Origin of the sequence: Geotalea daltonii FRC-32 (genome assembly GCF_000022265.1) — a bacterium.
In the GTDB taxonomy this organism is placed as follows: Bacteria; Desulfobacterota; Desulfuromonadia; order Geobacterales; family Geobacteraceae; genus Geotalea; species Geotalea daltonii.
In genome coordinates this window covers 4,224,601-4,244,612 of record NC_011979.1, presented here as the reverse complement: position 1 = coordinate 4,244,612, position 20,012 = coordinate 4,224,601, and the positions used below count along the sequence as shown (strand labels likewise).

Below are 20,012 nucleotides of genomic sequence, written 5' to 3'. Positions count from 1 at the left end.
CATCCGGAGTTTCCGGATGGAAACTAAATAAATACGAAACGAATGGTTTGTTACCGGCAGTCTTCAGCCTTCAGCCATATAACCTGCATCAAGGGGTCAACAATGGGAGCCGATAAAGAGCAGAGGCTGTTAACGGAAGCCGCAAAATTGCGCAGCCATGCCGAAGAGCGATTGCAGGCGAGAACGGCGGAATTGCATCCACCCCGAAGCAAGGAAGAGATGCAGAGGCTGGTCCATGAGCTTGAGGTCCACCAGATCGAACTGGAGATGCAGAATGCAGAGCTCCGCCAGGCCAGGGATGAGGTGGAGACGGTTTTGGAAAAGTACACCGACCTTTACGATTTCGCCCCGGTCGGCTACTTTACCCTTGACCCTGAAGGGACTATACGTGCGGTGAACCTGACTGGCGCCAGCCTTTTGGGGGTTGAGCGATCCCGACTGCTCGGCCGTCGGTTCGGGGTTTTTGTTCCGATTAATGCCCGTTCTTTCTTCTCTGAATTGCTCGGCAAGGTATTTGCGAGCCAGGGCAAGATGTCCCGTGAGGTGACACTTACGAGAGAGGAAAATCACCCGCTCTTTGTGCAGATCGAGGCCGTGGCCGACATATCGCGTAAGGAGTGCCGTGTTGCGGTCATCGATATTACAGAGCGTAGAATAGCAGAAGATGCGCTCACCGAAAAACGACGGGAGCTCGAAGAGCTCAACAGGTCTCTGGAGGTACGCATTGTCAAGGCTGTGGATGAAGTGCGCCGGAAGGACGAAATGCTGATCCTGCAGGACCGACTGGCAGTTATGGGCGAGATGATCAACAATATCGCCCACCAGTGGCGCCAGCCGCTGAATTCGCTGGGACTCCTCACCCAACAATTGCCGATCTTCTATGATTCGGGCAAACTCAGCAGGGAGTTTTTAGTAGAAAATACCGTAAAGGGCATGGAGTTGATCCAGCACATGTCACGCACTATCGATGACTTCAGGAACTTCTTCAGGTCCGACAAGGAAAAGGTTACTTTCAGCGTTAATCAGCTGACCGCGCGTACGCTCTCCCTCGTCGAAAAGAGTTTCAAGGACCAGAAGATCGGCATTGCTCTGAACTTGGAAGGTGACCCGATTCTTACCGGTTATCCCAATGAGTATGCCCAGGTACTCCTGAATATCTTTATGAATGCCCGTGACGCACTGCTTAGTCGCAGCGTCGACAATGCCCTGATCTCGATCCACGCGTTTGCAGAAGGAGGCAAGACGGTCGTGACCATCACTGATAACGCCGGGGGTGTCGCAGAGGAGATCATGGGCAAATTGTTTGATCCATACTTTACCACCAAGGGGCCGGATAAAGGGACGGGGATCGGCCTTTTCATGTCGAAGACCATCGTCGAGAAAAACATGGGAGGTCGCCTGACGGTGCGCAATACGGGAAATGGCGCGGAGTTCAGGATCGAAATCTGACCTGGCCGTGTTGCCGCGACAGGGCCAACCGGATGTTTCTGATTGGATTTGACGGGCAAAGGAAGCCCACTATTCTCAGTACTCCTTGAGGTTGCTGAACTCACCCCAGGCAAGGTAGGTTTTCGGCGATTCGACGAAGGCGTATATGTTCTCGACGATGCTCAGATGTTTTCGCTCCTCGTCGGCGATCATAAGCAGGATCTCGCGGGTTCCCTCGTCCTTCGCCTGTGCGGCCTGTTCTTCGTAAAACTTTACGCCCTTCTCTTCTTCCTTCACCACGTGTTTGTAAGCGTCGGGGTCTTCCCTCAGTTCGGCCATTAGGTCACGTTTGGCCAGGAGGGGCTGGAAGATGCACGCCGCCTCCTGCAAATCCATGAACTGGGCCTTTTGGGGGTCGATGCTCCCTTTCATCTCCACCAGGGCATCGTGGTGTTCCTGCTCGGCTGCCGCCAGCAATGTGAAAAGATTCTTCAACTCGGAAACGGGCGTGGCCGCCGCCAGTTTTTCATAGTTAATCCTGGCTTCCTCTTCCATCTTGATTGCACAATCGAAGATATTCATGACGATCTCCCTTTCGGTTTGTCGACTTTCCGCGGCTATCCCTGCCTCTTAATTGTAACATGTATTCTTACTAGGTATAATTCCAGTGAGGATCTCCTGTAGTTTATCAGGTTGTTGAAAAACTGTTGCGGGATCGCTCTGCTGCATTGCCGCTCGCTCGGAAACTCGACGTACAGAGGGTGCGCCTCGTCTCCTCGCTCGCTTGAGCCTTGCATTGCGGCCTCCTCATGACGTTTTTCAACAACCTGTTATACGACAATCTTCGGGGGGCGGGACGAGGGGATACGATGAAGCGATGGAAGAAAGCGGCGCTCATTATCATCGGTATTGTCCTTCTGCTGGCGGGGTTCGTCGCGTTTGTGCTCCCCGGCATCGTCAAAAACCAGGCAGTGCAGAGGGTGGAGGCGGCGACCGGCAGAAAGCTCGCCATCGGCGGAATTTCCATCAACCCCTTTGCCTGGACAATTGAGGTGCGTGACCTCCGCTTCTCCGATCGAGGCGGGGAGACCTTTGCCACGTTCAGCAGCGCACGAATCGCCGTAAGCCCTTCATCCCTCTACCGGCGGGCGCCGATTATCGCTTCGGCCCGTATAACTTCTCTCCATCTCCGCATCGTCAGGGTCGGCGCAAACATCTACAACTTCTCGGACCTTTTTAAGAGACAGCCCCAGCATTCTCAGCAGTCCCGTTTTTCTCTCAACAACCTCATGATTACAAACGGCTCCGTTGACTTCATCGACCAGGGGCTTCCCATAGAAAAACGCCATGAGTTGCGCAAGATCGAGCTTGCCGTTCCCTTCATCACTACCATTTCGTATCTTGCGGGCCGCTACATAACCCCGCGGTTGAGCGCCGAGGTGAACGGCTCACCGCTCCATGTGGAGGGGAAACTCCGGCCGTTCCCCAAGGCAGTCGAGGCCTCTGCAACCGTCGAATTCAACAATGCCTCTCTGCCCCATTACCTTGCCTACATTCCCGGAGCACTCCCGGTCCGGGTCGAATCGGGAAGGATGTCGGCGAAGGTGGCGATGAGCTATCGGGCGGCACAGAAGGAAAATCCCGGACTGACCTTCAACAGCAACGTGACGCTTGCCGACACCAAGGTCGCCGACCGGAAAGGAATCCCGTTGCTGGCTCTGAGGCAGCTTGACGTTGCCGCCAATCTGGAGATCGGCGGGCCGGGAGGGACGAGACTGGAAAAGGGCTCAGTTCAAGCCCGGCAGCTTTCCGCGTGGGTCGGGAAGAGGGAAGGGATAACCCTGGCATTGCTTTCCCTTGAGGGGGGAACGTACAGCCGGAAGGAGAATCTTCTAAAAGTGGCCGATGTTACTCTCAGGGATGGCAATCTCCGCTTCTTCCGCGACAGGAAGGGGGTTTTCCTGCCTCTTCTGCACCGAGAAGATAAAGGGACAGTGACTGGCAAGAAAACGCCACTTCGCTACGGGATTGGCCGCATCTCCGGAACGGGCGTGAATGTCGTTTTCACAGACGAGATGCTGGCGGGGCGGCCGAGCTTTACCTTCAAAAAAACCTCCTTTTCCCTGGAGCAGCTCACCGGCCCCCCCTTCGGCATGATCCCCTTCATGGTGACAGGAGCATATGGGAAAGGGGGCTCGCTCAAGGCCTCCGGCAACTTTACCCCGGCTCCCCTGAAGATAAAAGGGGAGATGGCCGTGCAGCGGATTCCCCTTACCGACTTCGATGCATACCTCCCGCAAGACCTGAATATGGTTGTGGCGGGCGGCAGGGTCGATGCCCGTCTCGCCGTCTCCCTGGCTGCCAGGGACGGCCGGATGACCGGCACCTTCGGCGGCTCGACCGATCTTCGTTCCTTTCACTGTCTCGACGCAGAGGGGGAGGACCTCCTGAAGTGGGAAAGCCTCCATGTGGACAAGATGAAGGGGAGACTTGCCCCCTTTGAGCTCGATATCGGGGATGTGGCCCTTACCCGATTTTATTCCCGGATCATTGCCGAAAAGGACGGCAGCCTGAACCTCCAGCACCTCTACACGCGGGGACCGGAAGCAAAAGAGAAGAAAGCAGAGGGCGGAAAGAAGCCGGGAATGATCCGCATCGGCACGATTACCATGCAAAGCGGCACCCTATCCTTCACCGACCGCCATGTGGCGGGGGGATACACCACGACCTTCTTCAATCTGGGGGGACGGATCAGTGGCCTTTCTTCCGAGGATAACCGTTTTGCCGATGTGGATTTGCGCGGCAATCTGGAAAACCAATCCCCTCTCAGGATCACCGGGCAGATCAACCCGCTACGCAGCGACCTCTTCGTTGACCTCAGGGTGAACTTCACTGGTATCGAGCTCTCGCCAATGAGCCCGTATGCGGGGAAATACCTGGGCTATGCGGTGGACAACGGGCAATTGTTCATCTATTCCCGATACCGGATCGAGAACAAGAAGCTCGTGTCAGAGAACAAGGTCGTCATTGATCAGCTTGACTTTGGCAAGCGCATCGAAAGCGACAAGGCAACCAGCCTTCCGGTCCGCCTCGCCATCGGCCTTCTCAAGGACCGCAAGGGGGAGATCAACCTGGACCTTCCGGTAACGGGGCGGATGGATGACCCAGAGTTCAGTTTCCCGGGCGTGGTGCTTAAGATACTGAAGAACCTCCTCGTTACCGCGGCCCGCTCCCCCTTGACTTTACTCCATGCCATGTTCGGCGGCAAGGAGGACCTGAGCAGCGTCGGCTTTACCCCTGGCTCCGCCGAGCTTTCCCCCGCCGAGCGGGAAAAGCTCCTGAAGCTGGCGGCTGCGCTCAACGACAGGCCGGCACTGAAGATCGCGGTTACCGGTTTTGTGGACCGGGAACATGATGATGAAGGCTACCGGAACGTACTCCTCCTGAAAAAGATGCGAGAGGAGAAGTTCATGGACATGGTGAAGAAGAAGAAAAAACAGCCGGGCGATTCGCCCGAGACGGTGCAAATCGCCCCGGAGGAGTATGCCAGGTACCTGAAGATGGTCTACGCTAAGGAGCAATTTCCCAAGCCGCGGAACATCCTCGGACTGATCAAGGCGCTCCCCGATGTGGAGATGAAGAAACTGATTCTGGCGAATACCGTCGTGGGGGAGCAGCAACTGCGGAGCTTGGCAGAAGCCAGGGCCACTGGGGTCAGGACGTTACTCGTCGAGCAGGGAAAGGTGGATTCGGCGCGAGTATTCCAGAAGAGCGGGGACATTTACAGAGCGCCGGCGAAGGGAGGAGAACCCGGTAGCCGGGTCGAGTTCGAGGTCGCTGCGGAGTAGTTTTAACTCATTATCGGCAAATAGATTTATCCCGAGGTAGGAATCGTGCCCAGCCGACAGGCGGCAATACCTGCGGGAGAACGGTGACCATGGATAGCGGACTCCTGTTTCATGGGTTTCGGCTGGCAGCTTCACCAGCTGCCGTGCCCGCTCACCGCAAGCCACAGCCAGCGCACCAGCCAGAATCCCAGGAAGCCGATGCCGATAACCGTGCCCACCAGCAACAGGGTGAGGAAGGCCAAGAAGAGACGGCTGGTCACCACTGCCTGGTGTGGTCTTTCAATGTAGTATTCCAGAAGCCGCACATTGCGCTGATTTGCCTTCCAGCCTAAATCGAAAAGGTCGCCGACACCGGGCACGACGCCAATGATGGCATCCACGGCAACATTGAAACCCATCTTCATCAGGACCGATTTAGGAGCACCGAGACGGGCGGCCACAGCAACGATATAGCTGGAAAGCAGGGCGCCTATGGCATCGCCGAACCAGGGTAGCAGCCCGATTAGAGGATCGATGCCCACCCTGGCGTTCAGTCCCGGAACAGGAATGGAACTGTCCGTCAGCCAGGCCAGCCGTTCCAGCCGTTTTCTGAGTCTTTCCTTCTCGATGAGGTTCACTCTCCGCTCCCTTCAGCTGCCAGCCCATTGGCGTATCCTCTCAGAATACAGAATAGTGTACCGTTGTATTAGCGTTGGTCAATGATGGACGTGCTCCCCGGCAAACGAAACTATTAAATCCCTTGCATACCGGTCAGTAGAAACTACCTTCCTTTCCAGGAGAATTTTTTCCATGTATTGAAGTATCTGTCCCCTGCATTATAATTAGTTAGATTTAATTTAGGGCGGACGGTCAAGTGGTGGATCGGTATGGAGAGGTTTATTAAATGTCTGAAAAGGAGAATGTATGAGCAGCATTAACGGATGCGGTTTTCGAAGATCGGCCGGCAGCTTCCTTCTCTTTATGGCCTTGTGCCTTTTGGCAGGATGCGGTGGGGGAGGCGGGGGGACTACCGGGACAGCCAACAACGGCAGTACCGCTACACCAAGTAATGAAAGTGTCGGAACGCCAGGCAATGGGAGCACTGAAACAACCAGTAATGGGGGTACAGGAACAACCAGTAGTGGGGGGGCAGGGGCAACAAATACTGGAAGTCCAACCAGTAACGGAGGTACCGGGACAACCGGTAATGACAGTACAAATGTCAGTGTTCAGGCAAGTGGCAGCACCTTGTATCAAGCCAACTGCCAGGGCTGCCACCAGCCACTGGCTTCTTCTACCAAGCTGAACAAAACGGCGGCGGAGATTCAGGCAGCCATTACCGCCAACACCGGCGGCATGGGAAGTCTTGCCACACTCAGCGCCGGCGAGATCCAGTCCATAGCCGATGCTTTGAAAACAACCGAAGCTATTCCGAGCTTCAACAACACCAATAGCGATGTCTTTCAACTTAACGGCTCTGCAGTGTTGAGCAACAACAACATCAGGCTTACCCCCAACGAGCAATACACAGCCGGCAGTGCTTTTCTGGCGAATCCGTTCACCTTGGGCAGCAACTTTGTCTTTAACGCCTATTTCAACTTTACCCTCGGAGCAGGCGGACGCAGCAACCGGCACGCCGACGGGTTCGTTTTCGCCCTGCAAACCGTCTCAAGCAAAGCTGGCGCGACTGGGGGGAATCTGGGTTTCGGTGGGATCAACCCTTCCTTCGGGGTGGAATTCGATACCTTCAAAAACGACACGAACAATGACCCCGACAACAACCATGTGGCTATCGTGACGAACGGAAGCGTGCAGCATGCTGCATTTGCCCCGGTGACCCCCTCAGTAATCATGAGTGATGGAGGGACATACCATGTTTGGATCGATTATGATGGCGCCACTGTGGAAGTGCATATGAACACAACCAACGACCGCAGCACCTCAAATCTGCTTCTTGCCCAGACCATAGACCTGAAGGGCATCTTCTCAACCCAGTATGTGTACTTCGGCTTTACGGGCGCCACCGGGATTGATAGCCAGACCCAGGACGTGGGTGCTTTTTATCTCACTTCAAATTATCAGACGGGAGGGTTTTCACCCGCACCATAGGCACTGGTATCCAAATACTTGTGGGGGCAGGTGAATTCATACTCCCTGCCCCCTTTGTCGTTACCGTCTACCAGGAAAACCACCTTTTCAAAACCCATCCCTTTCTCCGTCCAGCCCCCTTCCGGCATTGCCGCCGTCATCTCGCATCTGCACATTCCTAGGAGTCTGTCGGACTTAGAATGAATCGGCTGCGAAAATGGCAAATCGGTCCGGGTCTCCGTAAATTTTCGACAAATAGGTCCACTATTCGCTCTCAAATTTCCAAATATCCGTCCTCGATTTTCCATTCTCTCGCTTCGATCCCTAAGTCCGACAGACTCCTAGATTCCGGAAATAACTATTTGATTGATTAAATTAAAAATATCCTATATTTAAATGTCAAGGGGCACTTGAAGAATTTTCCGAGCATGGCAAATGAGGTTCGTCGGTCGTTCCAGGACCAGAAACAGAGGTGGAAGGTGAGGGTTGCAATGTTCAAAAATGCCGCAGTGGCCGTTGGCCTTATTCTCATGGCCACCATACTGCGCCTCCTGTTTCTGGATGAGCTGGGATCATCCTACCCTTTTGTCATTTTTTATCCCGCCGTTCTGCTGGCGGGGCTTTACGGAGGACTGTCGGCCGGATTGCCGGCCACAGTATTTTCAACCGTGTTGGCCTGCTACCTTTGGGTAGATCCACGGAGGCACCTGCCCCCCGGCCATATGCCGGACTGGGGAAAGATGATCGTTTTCCTTGCCTGGGGGATAGTTATTTCAGTTATCACTGAGCTCGTTCACCGTCGCCTGGCGCGCACACGCCAGCTGAAGTCCCAGGCTGAAGCCGCCCTGGCCGAGGCAAACAGCAAGCTGATGTTGGAACGGGACACTCTGCAGGCGGTGATGAATGGCGCGGGTAACTCACACCTGGCTTATCTGGACCGGGATTTCAACTTCGTTTGCGTCAACGAGACCTATGCCCGGACCTGCGGCTACAGCCCAGAGGCGATGATCGGCAAGAACCACTTCGATCTTTATCCCCACGTCGAAAACGAAACGATCTTCGCCCGGGTTCGGGACACGGGCGAGGCGGTGCAATATCTGGATAAGCCTTTTGAATATTCTGACAAGCCGGAACGGGGGGTGACCTACTGGGATTGGACATTGACTCCGGTCAGGGACGTGGCTGGCACTGTTACCGGATTGATCTTTTCGTTGTTTGAAACAACCCTTCGCAAACGAACTGAAGAGGCGCTGCGCGCGAGCGAGGAGCGCTTCCGGATCGCTTTCGAGGATAGTGCCGTGGCCATGACGATGACAACACTTGACGGCAGGATACAGAAGGTTAATCAGGCCTTTTCCAAAATGCTGGGATACAGTGAAAGTGAGCTGATCGGTCAAAGGTTCACAGAACTGACTCATTCCGACGATCTGCCTGAAAATCTCGTTGGGGTAAGAAGGCTGCTCCAAGGTGAAATAGCATCATTCCGCATGGACAAAAGATATCTGACAAGGGATGGCCGTACCGTCTGGGGTGATATGAGCACAAACTGCGTCATGGATCCTCAGGGCATGCCGCTCTATCTTCTTACCAACATCCAGGATATTACCTCCCGCAAAGGGATCGAGGTCAAACTGCAGGAAATGAATGAGCTTCTGGAGAAGCGGGTCATTGAACGGACCGAAGAACTGCGGGAGAAAGATCTTCTCCTCGTGCAACAGAACCGTCTGGCTGCCATGGGGGAGATGATCAACAACATCGCCCATCAGTGGCGGCAACCGCTCAACGCTCTGGGGCTCAATGTGCAGCAGCTCAGGCTGTTTCACGAATCGGGGCAGTTGAGAAAGGATTTGCTTTATGGGGCGGTAGATAATGCCATGATGCTGGTCAGGCACATGTCGGGAACCATCGACGATTTCCGGAATTTTTTCAAGCCGGACAGGGAACGGGTGGAATTTTCGGTCAAGGAGGTAGTTGCCGGTGCCATAAAACTCGTCGATGCTTCTTTCAGAAGCAATGAAATCGCCATAGTAGTGAATTGTCCCAATAACCCGGTGGTGTTCGGTTACCCGAATCAATACGCCCAGGTCATCCTCAACCTGCTGGAGAATGCCAGGGACGCCTTTGACACTTGCAGGCGCAGTAATGCCAGGATCGTATTTAACCTTGGCTGTCGTGGGAAGAGGTCTGTCTTGACTGTAACGGACAATGCGGGCGGCATTCCCGACGCGATCATCGACAGGGTATTTGAACCTCATTTCTCTACCAAGGGCCCAAAGGGGACAGGAATCGGTTTGTTCATGGCAAAAAACATCATCGAGAGAAACATGCATGGCAGCCTCAGCGTGGTCAACGATGGAGAGGGCGCAGAATTCAGAATCGAGGTCTGAAATGAAAACTTCAACAGGGCCGGAGCCTGATCTCAGGAAGAATCCATATGGCTACTGGCGCCTGAAGCGCCGTGTACGGGGATGGTAAAGGAGAATGTCGATCCTTCTCCAAAAGTCGACTCCACCCAGATCGCTCCCCCGTGCCGCTCGATGATTTTCTGGCACAGAGCCAATCCTATGCCGGTCCCCGGATACTCCTCACTGGTGTGAAGCCGCTGAAAAATCTGGAAAATTTTGTCAAAATGGTTCGGATCGATGCCGATGCCGTTATCCCTCACTGAAAAAAGCCACTCCTCCCCTTGCCTTTCCGCAGATACGTGAACCGTAGGCCGCCGTTCAGGCTTGCGGTATTTCAATCCATTGCTGATCAGGTTCTGCAGGAGCTGTTGTAACTGGAGTTCGTCGCCGATGACTGTCGGCAGATGGGCCCTTGTTACTTCTGCGCCGCTTTCTTCTATGACACCTGCCAGATTGGCTACCGCTGCGGCAAAGATCCCATTGATATCCACCCGTGTGAATTCGGCGCCGCGGGAAAGGCGCGAGTAGGAGAGAAGACCCTCGATAAGTCGCTGCATGCGTATCCCACCATCGACAGCAAAGCCGATATACATGTCCGCTTTTTCATCAAGTTGTCCGTGGTACTTCTGTTTAAGCAGCTGAAGGTAGCTGATGACCATGCGGAGCGGTTCCTGCAGGTCGTGGGAAGCCACGTAGGCAAATTGTTCCAACTCCTTGTTGAGAGTGGTCAGATCGGCCGTTCGTTCAGTTACTGCACGTTCAAGCTGGTCGTGGTGAGCCCTGAGATCAGCTTCGGCACGATGTTTTGCTTCGACCTCTGCAGAAAGTCGGTCGTTGAGCCCTTCCACCCTTTCTTTTGCCTGCTTCAGGCGCTCGATCATCCCTTTATTTTCAAATCTGAGCAGCAGGGATGTCCTGTTCACCCTGTAGTTGTGTATGGATATCCGCCAGAGCAGGACGCCGAACAGGACCAGCATTGTTCCCATGGCACAGTGGAAAACATCTTTCATGAGGAAGAAATGGATGGCCAGCGGTGTCAGGGCAGGGATGCTGAAAACGGCGTAGCCTTCCTTGATCATGCTGAAGGTTGAAGACGCTCCCGCGGTCATGCCACCGAGAACAAAAGCAATGAAGACCTGGTGGGCAATGGTTATTTCACCGAAGGGGAAGAAACCGATCCACCCCCAGGCGGCGCCGGCGATGAAAAGACTGACAACGAACCTCCTTCTCCAGGTTGCCGCAAAATTCAGGTGCTGCTTGACGTTGCGGAACCGCAGGACCAGCCCCAATCTGAGGGCGGTAATGCTCAATAGCGTTACCCCCCAGAGAACGAGCAGTCTGAACTCCATGACGTCCTTCATAAGGAAAAAAACGATCACCGAGTTAAAAAAGGTGGCAATGAATCCTATGGGTGCCAAGGCATAAATCTGCTTTACCTGTTCAGCGAGGATCTCCTCCCGATAAGGGCTGTAGTCGGCTATAAGCTTTTCATCCGGATGGTCTTGGCCTGATGTCATGTGCTCTCTCGGTTGACACTGGATGCAATCGTGAAGGGATTGCTTCTGCCGCCAAGAAGTTACCTGAACCTCTCTTTTATATGGTAGCATCCGATTATCAGGTGTCACTTCTTGCGGCGCTACGAATCTCCCAAGAAAAACAGCGACAACATTAAGAAATGATATAATTGTGACATGTCCCGGCCGGGCAATGGAAGCGAGCGTCAGGTATCTCCTGAGCCGCCAGGATGGGGAGAAGTGCTATGTTCTATGTGTTTTGCTAAGCTGACAAAACCTCTGGCAGGTGGAGCAAAGGCCCCCGAAATACCTTTACATATTACTACAGGAAGAACATGACAGAACAAAAGCAGACGGTCGTGGTTACCTGCCTTATCAGGAATGCGGCGGCAGAAATTCTCCTGATCCGGCATTTTCGTCGAGGCTGGGAGCTCCCCCAAGGCCGGGTCGAGGCAGGGGAGGCCCTGACAGCAGCAGTTCACCGGGAGGTCCTGGAGGAAACCGGAACCCTGATCGAGCTGGGACCCCTGGCAGCGGTGTGGACAAAAATCTGCGCCCCTCCGGCGACCATCTTCGGCTTTACCGGCATTTACCGCAGTGGTGAGCTTGTCCCCAGCGAGGAGACCCCGGAGGTCCGATGGTTTTCACCGAACGATGCCCTTGGCCTGGTGACCCATCAGGTCAATCACGACCGACTGCAAACCTTGCTCTACCATTCCGGCGGAGTCATCCAGCGCGCCTATCAGGCACGCCCGTTCACAATTCTAGGAGTCTGTCGGACTTCGGGATCGAAGCGAGAGAATGGAGCCGATTCATTCTAAGTCTGACAGACTCCTAGAACCAACCGACCCGGATAAACTTGCACTTGCTGAAATACTCCCGGCGCACACTTGACCAGGCTCCGATACCGGTTTCCAAAGGCGTGTCGACCAATATGGACAAAAGCTTTGCCTGCCATCTGCTTTTCCCTTGATTGACAGCAGGGGCAGGGATGGTTAATGCCTTGGGAAGGAACAGGGGCAGAGTTCTCCAAACGCTGCCCCTCACTTTTATTGCCCGGAACCGTTGCCGGAACTCCCTGTTCCTGTACCGGTGCCAAAGGTGCCGCTGCCGGTTGTGCCACCTGTACCGGTGCCAAAAGTCCCACCTGTGCCGGTGTCGCTGCCGAAAGTACCACCTGTTCCCGTTCCTGTACTTCCGCCGCTTCCGGTACCGAAGGTACCGCCGGTGCCGGAGCCTGTGGTTCCGTCAGTACCTGTGCCGAAGGAACCGGTGCCGGTAGTGCTGCCGGTGCCGAAACCTCCACCGGTACCCGTGCCTGTTCCGAGGGTGCTACCTGTACCGGTGCCCGATGTTCTCCCTGTGTCGGTGTCGGTTCCTAAACTACCACCCGTTCCTGTCCCGATACTTCCGCCGTTGCCGAAAGTATCGCTGGTACCAGTTCCTGTCATCCCACCTGTTCCAGTTCCGAATGTGCCACCGGGGCCGGTAGTGCCGGTACCAGGAGTTCCACCTGTACCGGTACCGAAGGTGCTGCCGGTCCCCGTGCCGGTCGTGCCACCAGTACCGGTGCCGAAGGTACTGCCACCAGTGCCTGTTCCGAAGGTCCCGCCAGTACCGCTTCCTGTCGTGCTGCCGGTACCGGTGCCGAATGTTCCACTTGTACCGGTATCACCGAAGCTTCCGCTCGTACCTGTACCGCTGCCACTGCCGGTCCCCAAGCTTCCCCCCGTACCTGTTCCGGTGCCGAAGCCTCCTGTTCCAGTGCTGCCGGTCCCGAAACTGCCTCCTGAGCCAGTACCGGTAGACCCTCCTGTGCCTGAGCCGAAGCCTCCGGTGGAAAACCCCCTTGTGCCGCTTCCCATGCCGCCTATGCCTGTTCCGGTGCTGCCGGGCGAACCCGAGCCGAAGCCGCCACTGCTGCTGCCACCGCTGCTTCCAGCCTGTGCAAGCAGGACCTTACTGTCAGAGTTGCAGCTACCAGGGCTGGCAGAATCTGCGTACGCCAAAGCTGTGAACGAAACCAGGGCGGCTGCGGTCAATATCAAGCGCCTTACGGTCACCATAGTTTTACCTCCTTCAGTAGTAGTCGCCATCTCACATAAAGTTTAACCCCTCCATAATCTTATTCAAAGAATCTAATCTTGAAAAAATCCGCATACCCAGACCCACAGGCAACTTTTGCTGCTTGACCGTTTACCATGATTGAGTACTATTTAAAGATTAAAAGCAATTAATTCAAATTTATAAGGGGAGGGAACGATGAAGAGGACTTGCAGGATTTTTATTCTGGCTGTTGCCTGTATTGCATTATCCATGGGAGTAACGGCGGGTAGCGCCTTCGCCGGGAGCATCCAGAACAGACTTGGCGTAACAGGACGCTTGGGATTTATCATTCCCACCGACAGCGACCTGAACGATTTCAAGATAAACAGCGATGCCGGCTTTATCGGCGGCGGTGGGATCATCTATGGTCTGGATAAGAATATCGCCCTGGAAGCGGACATCACCCACACCTGGTTCGGCTCCAGCCTCCCCTCCGGAAGGGATACGGGCGAATTCAGCATCACCAACATCGCCATGGGCGGCCAGTACCGGTTTCCCACCGCCGAAAAGCTGAGCCCTTACGCCGGTGCCGGGCTGGATATTCTGGTCAACGATTATGAGGGGGGAGACGTGGACACCGTTCTTGGTGGTCATATCTCCGGCGGAGCGGATTATTTCATCACCCGTAACCTGGCGGTCAATGCCGAGCTGAGGGCGGTGCTTGCTCCCGATGCCGATATCGAGATCCGGGGTACCAAGGCGGGCAACTTCAGCCCAGGCAGTATTTCCGGGACTTTCGGCGTCAGGTATTTCTTCTGATCAAGAAATGAAGGGGCAGCAGGTGGCGCTGGCTGCCCCGGCCGATTCATGACAGTGTTCAGGGGGGTTGCGTCAGGCGGTAGATAATGGCGGCAATGAGAGTCAGGATGATCATGACGACGAAAACGTTGAGGAAGCTCTCCTGGTGAATCCGGTCGATGGGGCCTCCAGTCGGTGGCGGATGTGCCTTGCGGTGGCTGGGAGTGGGCAGCGTTGCCGCTACCATCAGGGCGACGAGAACTCCGACAACGATGAAAACGGTGAAGGATACACCCCACATTGCCGGTCCCACCGGTTGGATCCACAGCCCCCCGGCCCAGGTGGCGAGAAAGATGATGAAGAAAAGGCCGATCAGGTCGGCATAGGCAAATTGCTTGAATCCTCTGCCCAGGATGAGAGTGAGAATAAAAGCGATGATGAGCGCGAGACCGATTCCTGCGAAGAACATAAATACCTCCTTCTGCCGGGAAAAAGGCTGCAAAAGTGCTCTCACTTTGATTTTAGCAGCGACGGGCGGCAAGTCAAGGCGATGCCTGGCGGTGCGGCCTGTGAGGGCTCCGGATGATTTACCTGACCAATCATGAACCGGGCGCAGCATTTGAAAGGCATCGAGTCAGCGGTATAATTGGCCTTGTTACTCTTCTTCCGCCGAGGCACCTATGTCCTACCAGCCAATGGAAAACTACGGCATGATCGGCAACATGCGCACGGTCGCACTGGTTGGCATCAACGGCTCCATCGACTGGTACTGTCATCCCCACTTCGATTCTCCCAGCATCTTCGGTGCGCTGCTGGACGACAACTGCGGGGGACGTTTCCGCATATCCCCCGTCGCCGAAAGAGTGAAATATAAACAATTTTACTGGCCCTCCACCAATATCCTTATTACCCGTTTTCTCATGACCGACGGCATCGCCGAGATCGAGGACTTCATGCCCGTTGGGCCGGCCCTGGATTCCCCATGGTACCACTACATCTATCGCCGGGTGCGCTGCGTCAGGGGGGCGATGCGCTTTTCGGTCCTCTGCTGTCCGGCTTTCGATTATGGGAGAAAGCCCCATCAGGTGGCCATTGAACCTAATGGAGCCATTTTCAGGGCGGATGATTCCAGCTTTGCCCTTTCGACAGAGGTACCTCTCCGGGTGGAGGAGAAGGGGGGCGTGGGCGGCGAGTTTCAGTTGCAGGAGGGGGAATCGCGGGTTTTTCTTTTCAAGAACGTGGACGCGGTGCAGTGCCCCTGCCCGCCGCCGGAGCAGGAGGCTGAGGAACTTTTCCAGAGTACGGTGAAATACTGGCAGAGGTGGCTTTCCTCCTGCACTTACCATGGCCGCTGGCGGGAGCAGGTGCAGCGGTCGGCCCTGGCGCTGAAACTGTTGACCTTTGAGCCGACCGGGGCCATCATAGCCGCTCCCACCACCAGTCTGCCCGAGGTGATAGGAGGAAGCCGCAACTGGGATTACCGCTATACCTGGCTCAGGGATGCCGCCTTCACCGTCTATGGTTTTCTGCGCATTGGCTTCGTTGCCGAGGCAGCAGCATTCGTCGACTGGCTGGAGAGTTGCGCCGCCCAGCATTTCGTGCCGGGACAATCACTGCCGGTAGTGCTGACCGTCGGTGGCGATTGCCTGCCACCAGAGCAGACCCTGGACCTCTGGGAGGGCTACCGGCAGTCGGGTCCGGTCAGGATCGGCAATGCGGCAGTTTCTCAGTTTCAGAGCGATATCCACGGCGAAGTGATGGATGCCCTGTACCTGTACAACAAATATGTCAGTCCCATCTCCTACGACGTCTGGGTGAAGATCCGCGAGCGGCTCAACTGGATCTGCGACAACTGGCGCCGGCCCGATGAAGGGATCTGGGAGATGCGCAACAGGCGGGAACACTTCATCTATTCCAAGGTCATGAACTGGGTCGCCCTTGATCGGGGCCTGCGACTGGCGGAAAAGAGGTCATTCCCCGCCCAGCGTAAAAGGTGGCTGGAGGAACGGGACCGCATTTACGAAGAGGTGATGAGCCAGGGGTGGAATGTGAAGCGGCGGGCCTTTACCCAGTTTTACGGCAGCGACGATCTGGATGCCTCGCTGTTGATCATGCCGCTGGTGTTCTTTCTGGCTCCCACCGATCCCCGCATGCTGGGCACCATTGAAGCTATACTGGAGTATCCGAAGCATGGCGGCCTTGCCAGCGACAGCCTGGTCTACCGCTATCCCCCGGAGAGCCGCATCGACGGTTTTCCAGGGGAAGAGGGGACCTTCAACATGTGCTCATTCTGGCTGGTGGAGGCTCTGACCCGGGCCGGACGGGCCCATCCGGACAAACTGAATCAGGCGAGACTTTTATTCGAGCGTATGCTCGGCTATGCCAACCATCTGGGCCTTTATGGGGAGCAGACCGGCTCCCAGGGGGAGGCACTCGGCAATTTTCCCCAGGCCTTTACCCATCTTGCCTTGATCAGTGCGGCCTTTAACCTGGATCGCACCCTGAGCAGCAGATTCTGAGATGATGAAAGCCTGTTTCCTTTTTACAGCCACTTGAATTTTATCCTTTTATGGAGTACTGCTAAACTGGCGAGGTAGATATGGCAGAGACGTCTGCAGCAGAGGAACCGCTCCGCATCCGCGACATGAACATCGATGATTTCCCCGAGGTTTTCCACATCGGCGAGGAGGTCTTTACCGCCGAGTATTCCCAAAGCCTCTACCGCACCTGGGACGAGTACGAGATCACCACCCTCTTCAATTCCGATTCGGAACTTTGCCTGGTTGCCGAGGTGGGTGACAGGATTTGTGGTTTTGCCCTGGGGACCACGGTAAAGAAGCATCATTCCCCGTGGAAATACGGCTACCTGGTCTGGCTCGGGGTGAGCAGGAACATCCAGAAAGGAAGGGTCGGCACCAGCCTCTTTGCCGAAATGAAGCGGCGGATGAAGGACCAGGGGGTGCGCATGCTGCTTATCGATACTTCGGCCGACAACCTGCCGGCAATCCGTTTCTTCGAGAAGCACGGCTTTTCCGATATACAGGAGCATGTCTACATGTCCCTCAACCTGACCCGCAAGGCGAAAAGGAAGCCGGGAAAAAAAACATGACCGACCGCATTCAGCGAGTATGGCAGGCTATTGACCCGGGGCGGCTGCGCCGGACCTTCATCGAGATGTTGAATATCTATTCCCCATCCGGCAAGGAAGAAGACATCCAGCTTTATCTGGAAGGGCTTTTCTCCACGGCCGGTTTTGCCGTCCGACGCCAGGAGGTTGACGAGGATCGTTACAACCTCTGTCTCACCATGGGAACCGGTGAACCTCAACTCTACCTGGTGGCCCATGTGGATACGGTGCCGGCCTGGGATCTGGAGGACTTTGGCGCCAGAGAAGAGGGCAGGGTAATTTACGGCCTGGGGAGCGCCGACATGAAGGGGGGCTGCGCCGCCATGATCGAGGCATGGCTGGCCATGGCCGCTGCCCTGAAACCTGAGGAGCGCCCGCCCGTCGGGCTGCTCCTGGCGGTGGGCGAGGAGGAGAATGGAGACGGCAGCGCCGCCTTTCTGGAAAGCTACCATCCACCATGGGCAGTGATCGGCGAGCCGACAGGCCTTATCGCCTGCTTTGCCCATTACGGGTATATGGAGGCGGGCTTTGTCACCCGTGGCGTGCGCAGCCATTCCTCTCTGCCGGAGCTGGGGCACAATGCGGTGGAATCCATGCTGCGCGTTCTGATGCACCTGGGAAGAGATCCCATTTTCGACCGCGCCCGATCGGATATCGTATATTCAATCCGAGAAATGAGCTCCTCACGTGCCGGCTTTGTCGTGCCGGACCGTTGCGAGACCTGGATCGACCTGCATCTTCCGCCTGCCCAGAACCCGGTGGTGGTTCAGGAGGCGATCCGTCGCATTGCCGCAGGTGCAGAGCTGGCAATTCCAGGGCTTGACCTGGATGTTACCTTTGATTTTGCCTCGGCCGGTTATGCCCTGGACATGAACAGCCACCTTGGGAAAACGCTGGAAAACATTTACCCTGAACTCGGCTTGAAATTGCGCCTGGATGCTTTTCGTTCCCATTCCGACGGCAACCTCTTTTTTGCCGCAGGCACCAAACCGCTCATCCTCGGCCCCGGTGCCCTGGAGACCGCCCACACCTCGGATGAACAGGTGCTGTTCGACGAGGTTACGGCCGCCGCCAGGATCTATGCCGCTCTCTGTATCGGTGCCGGTTGATCCGGCCAGCCATTACCAACAGGAAAGGGGGTTCCATGAACATCAGAAAGAAGATTCTTGACTATGAGTTCGAAGAGGTGCTCGATGTGAAGACCCGCGAGCTGATCCGCATCGGCTGTGCGGTGGCGGTGGGGTGCCAGACTTGATTGAAGAAACATTTCGCGGTCGCGAAGGAAGCAGGAGCAACACGGGCTGAACTGAAAGAAGCCATTGCCTATGGTATCATCGCCCCCTCCGGGCGGGCGAAGAATTTTGCCATGTCCATGGCGGAGGAACTGGAGCTGTAATTGTCGCCGAATTTTGCCGTTTTTACCGAGCAGCTGTTCAAGAAGAGACCGACCAAACGGGTATCCATCCGCCGCAACGTCCTGAATCTTTCCCTGCCGGTGCTTCTTTCCTCCCTCTTCCAGCGTCTGGTCTCCATTGTGGATATCTTCATCGTCGGCGGGCTGGGGGCTGCCGCCATTGCCGCAACCGGGCTCGGCCAGCTGCTGATCTTCGTTGTCATGACCGTCTTCTGGGGGCTCGCCACCGGCACCACCGTGGTAATCGCCCATTTGTGGGGGGGAGGCCGCCGTGCCGAGGCCAGGCGGGCTGCCTTTGCCGCCTGCCTCGCCTGTGCCGGCATGGCGATCATCGCCTCGTTCCTCGGCTGGTATTTCGGCGAGGAACTGGCCAGATTCCTCGGGGCCAGGGAAGATGTCCTGAACTTTGCCTCCGGCTATGTAAAGCTGGTCTTTCTCTACTTCGCCTTCACCGCCGGGTTGAATATCCTTTCCGCTATCATGCACGGCACCGGCAACACCAGGACCCCCATGGAGGGTATCATCCTCGTCAACATCCTCCATGTCCTCATTGCCTATCCGCTGGTTTATGGTAAATTCGGCTTTCCGCAGCTGGGAGTAACAGGCGCTGCTTACGCCATCAACATCTCTGAGCTATGCGGTTTTCTCTACCTTCTGGTCCAGGCCTTGCGCAAGAACTACATCAAGATCGGCAGGCCGGATCTTCCCCTGTTCCGCAGGGTTTGGCAGGTGGGCTACCCGGTGGCGCTGGAGAGGATTGCCCAGCAGTCTGGACAACTTTTCTATTCCAAGTTCATCATCAGTTACGGCACCGCCGCCTATGCTGCCCACCAGATCGGCCTTTCCATCGAATCGCTCTCCTTCATGCCGGGGGCGGGGATGGGTATCGCCGCATCGACACTGATGGGGCAGGCACTGGGCGCCCGCAAGATCAGCAGGGCACGGATCAGCCATAATGAAGCTCTGCGCCTGGCCATTATTGTCATGGCCTTCATGGCCGCCCTGTTCTTTTTCATGCCCCATCTGCTCATCGGCCTCTTTACCAACGACCCGGAAGTAATAGAGAAGGGCTGTGTCTTTCTCCGTCTGGTAGCCTTCGCCCAGGTGCCGCTCGCCATTTCTTTCGTCTACGCCGGCAGCCTGCGCGGTACCGGCGATACCCACTACGTCTTCCTCGTCACTCTCATTGCCATGTGGGGGATCAGGGTCCTCTTATCGTACATAGCCGCCGTTCCGCTCCACCTTTCCCTTTATATGGTCTGGGGGGTCTTTCTCCTGGACTGGCTGTTCCGCGCAACCGCCTTTGCCTGGAGGTACAAGCAGCGCGACCTGCACCAGATCATCCTTTAACGGCTCTCAGGAGAG

General features: G+C 55.8%; 17 protein-coding genes. 11 read left to right on the top strand and 6 right to left on the bottom strand.

Annotation, left to right across the window (positions count from 1 at the left end; genetic code table 11):
* The first annotated feature begins 102 nt into the window (after positions 1-102).
* Positions 103-1,449, top strand: a complete 1,347-nt coding sequence (locus GEOB_RS18880) for a sensor histidine kinase (protein ID WP_012648852.1) — start codon at positions 103-105, stop codon at positions 1,447-1,449.
* A 75-nt stretch (positions 1,450-1,524) separates the two neighbouring features.
* Here GEOB_RS18880 and GEOB_RS18875 read toward each other — a convergent pair whose 3' ends face one another.
* On the bottom strand, positions 1,525-2,010 hold the full coding sequence (locus GEOB_RS18875) for a ferritin-like domain-containing protein (RefSeq protein ID WP_012648851.1): 486 nt from the start codon (positions 2,008-2,010) through the stop codon (positions 1,525-1,527).
* 287 nt (positions 2,011-2,297) lie between these two features.
* Between GEOB_RS18875 and GEOB_RS18865 the strand changes: the two genes are divergently transcribed.
* Positions 2,298-5,276 (top strand): DUF748 domain-containing protein, encoded by a 2,979-nt coding sequence (locus GEOB_RS18865; protein WP_012648849.1) that lies wholly within the window; start codon positions 2,298-2,300, stop codon positions 5,274-5,276.
* Positions 5,277-5,407: 131 nt separating this feature from the next.
* Here the strand turns inward: GEOB_RS18865 and GEOB_RS18860 are convergent, their stop codons facing one another.
* Positions 5,408-5,893 carry a DUF4112 domain-containing protein gene (locus GEOB_RS18860; protein WP_012648848.1) on the bottom strand — a complete coding sequence of 162 codons (486 nt, stop codon included), beginning with the start codon at positions 5,891-5,893 and terminating at the stop codon, positions 5,408-5,410.
* Positions 5,894-6,179: 286 nt separating this feature from the next.
* Here GEOB_RS18860 and GEOB_RS18855 point away from each other — a divergent pair, with 286 nt between their 5' ends.
* Entirely contained in the window at positions 6,180-7,364 is a 1,185-nt protein-coding gene (locus GEOB_RS18855) for a lectin-like domain-containing protein (RefSeq protein ID WP_012648847.1), read from the top strand.
* Here the strand turns inward: GEOB_RS18855 and GEOB_RS20250 are convergent.
* Positions 7,334-7,504 (bottom strand): hypothetical protein, encoded by a 171-nt coding sequence (locus tag GEOB_RS20250; protein ID WP_154650524.1) that lies wholly within the window; start codon positions 7,502-7,504, stop codon positions 7,334-7,336. The two genes, GEOB_RS18855 and GEOB_RS20250, sit on opposite strands and share 31 nt — an antisense overlap.
* Positions 7,505-7,834: 330 nt before the next feature.
* Between GEOB_RS20250 and GEOB_RS19570 the strand changes: the two genes are divergently transcribed.
* A complete protein-coding gene (locus tag GEOB_RS19570) occupies positions 7,835-9,730 on the top strand; it encodes a PAS domain S-box protein (protein ID WP_012648845.1) in 1,896 nt (631 codons plus the stop codon).
* Between the two features lie 32 nt (positions 9,731-9,762).
* Here the strand turns inward: GEOB_RS19570 and GEOB_RS19565 are convergent, their stop codons facing one another.
* Positions 9,763-11,265 carry a sensor histidine kinase gene (locus GEOB_RS19565; RefSeq protein WP_012648844.1) on the bottom strand — a complete coding sequence of 501 codons (1,503 nt, stop codon included), beginning with the start codon at positions 11,263-11,265 and terminating at the stop codon, positions 9,763-9,765.
* A 332-nt stretch (positions 11,266-11,597) separates the two neighbouring features.
* Between GEOB_RS19565 and GEOB_RS18840 the strand changes: the two genes are divergently transcribed.
* On the top strand, positions 11,598-12,083 hold the full coding sequence (locus tag GEOB_RS18840; RefSeq protein WP_012648843.1) for an NUDIX hydrolase: 486 nt from the start codon (positions 11,598-11,600) through the stop codon (positions 12,081-12,083).
* Between the two features lie 228 nt (positions 12,084-12,311).
* On the opposite strand, the gene GEOB_RS20245 is transcribed toward GEOB_RS18840, so the two are convergent.
* Positions 12,312-13,328 carry a hypothetical protein gene (locus GEOB_RS20245; RefSeq protein ID WP_012648842.1) on the bottom strand — a complete coding sequence of 339 codons (1,017 nt, stop codon included), beginning with the start codon at positions 13,326-13,328 and terminating at the stop codon, positions 12,312-12,314.
* Positions 13,329-13,524: 196 nt separating this feature from the next.
* Here GEOB_RS20245 and GEOB_RS18825 point away from each other — a divergent pair, with 196 nt between their 5' ends.
* A complete protein-coding gene (locus GEOB_RS18825; protein ID WP_012648841.1) occupies positions 13,525-14,127 on the top strand; it encodes an outer membrane beta-barrel protein in 603 nt (200 codons plus the stop codon).
* A gap of 58 nt (positions 14,128-14,185) precedes the next feature.
* Here the strand turns inward: GEOB_RS18825 and GEOB_RS18820 are convergent, their stop codons facing one another.
* Positions 14,186-14,575, bottom strand: a complete 390-nt coding sequence (locus GEOB_RS18820; RefSeq protein WP_012648840.1) for a hypothetical protein — start codon at positions 14,573-14,575, stop codon at positions 14,186-14,188.
* A gap of 211 nt (positions 14,576-14,786) precedes the next feature.
* Between GEOB_RS18820 and GEOB_RS18815 the strand changes: the two genes are divergently transcribed.
* From GEOB_RS18815 to GEOB_RS18800, 5 genes are all read left to right on the top strand, one after another.
* Positions 14,787-16,625, top strand: coding sequence for a glycoside hydrolase family 15 protein (locus tag GEOB_RS18815; protein WP_012648839.1), 1,839 nt, complete (start codon positions 14,787-14,789; stop codon positions 16,623-16,625).
* Positions 16,626-16,705: 80 nt separating this feature from the next.
* A complete protein-coding gene (locus GEOB_RS18810; protein WP_012648838.1) occupies positions 16,706-17,215 on the top strand; it encodes a GNAT family N-acetyltransferase in 510 nt (169 codons plus the stop codon).
* Positions 17,212-18,342 carry a M20 family metallopeptidase gene (locus GEOB_RS18805; protein ID WP_012648837.1) on the top strand — a complete coding sequence of 377 codons (1,131 nt, stop codon included), beginning with the start codon at positions 17,212-17,214 and terminating at the stop codon, positions 18,340-18,342. Before GEOB_RS18810 ends, GEOB_RS18805 begins: the two co-directional genes overlap by 4 nt.
* Before the next feature lie 35 nt (positions 18,343-18,377).
* Positions 18,378-18,629: a GSU3128 family (seleno)protein gene (locus GEOB_RS20580; protein WP_268741658.1), complete on the top strand. Its 252-nt coding sequence runs from the start codon at positions 18,378-18,380 to the stop codon at positions 18,627-18,629.
* Complete coding sequence (locus GEOB_RS18800) at positions 18,630-19,997, top strand: MATE family efflux transporter (RefSeq protein WP_012648835.1); 1,368 nt, start codon at positions 18,630-18,632, stop codon at positions 19,995-19,997. It abuts the gene before it with no gap.
* Positions 19,998-20,012: the final 15 nt, after the last annotated feature.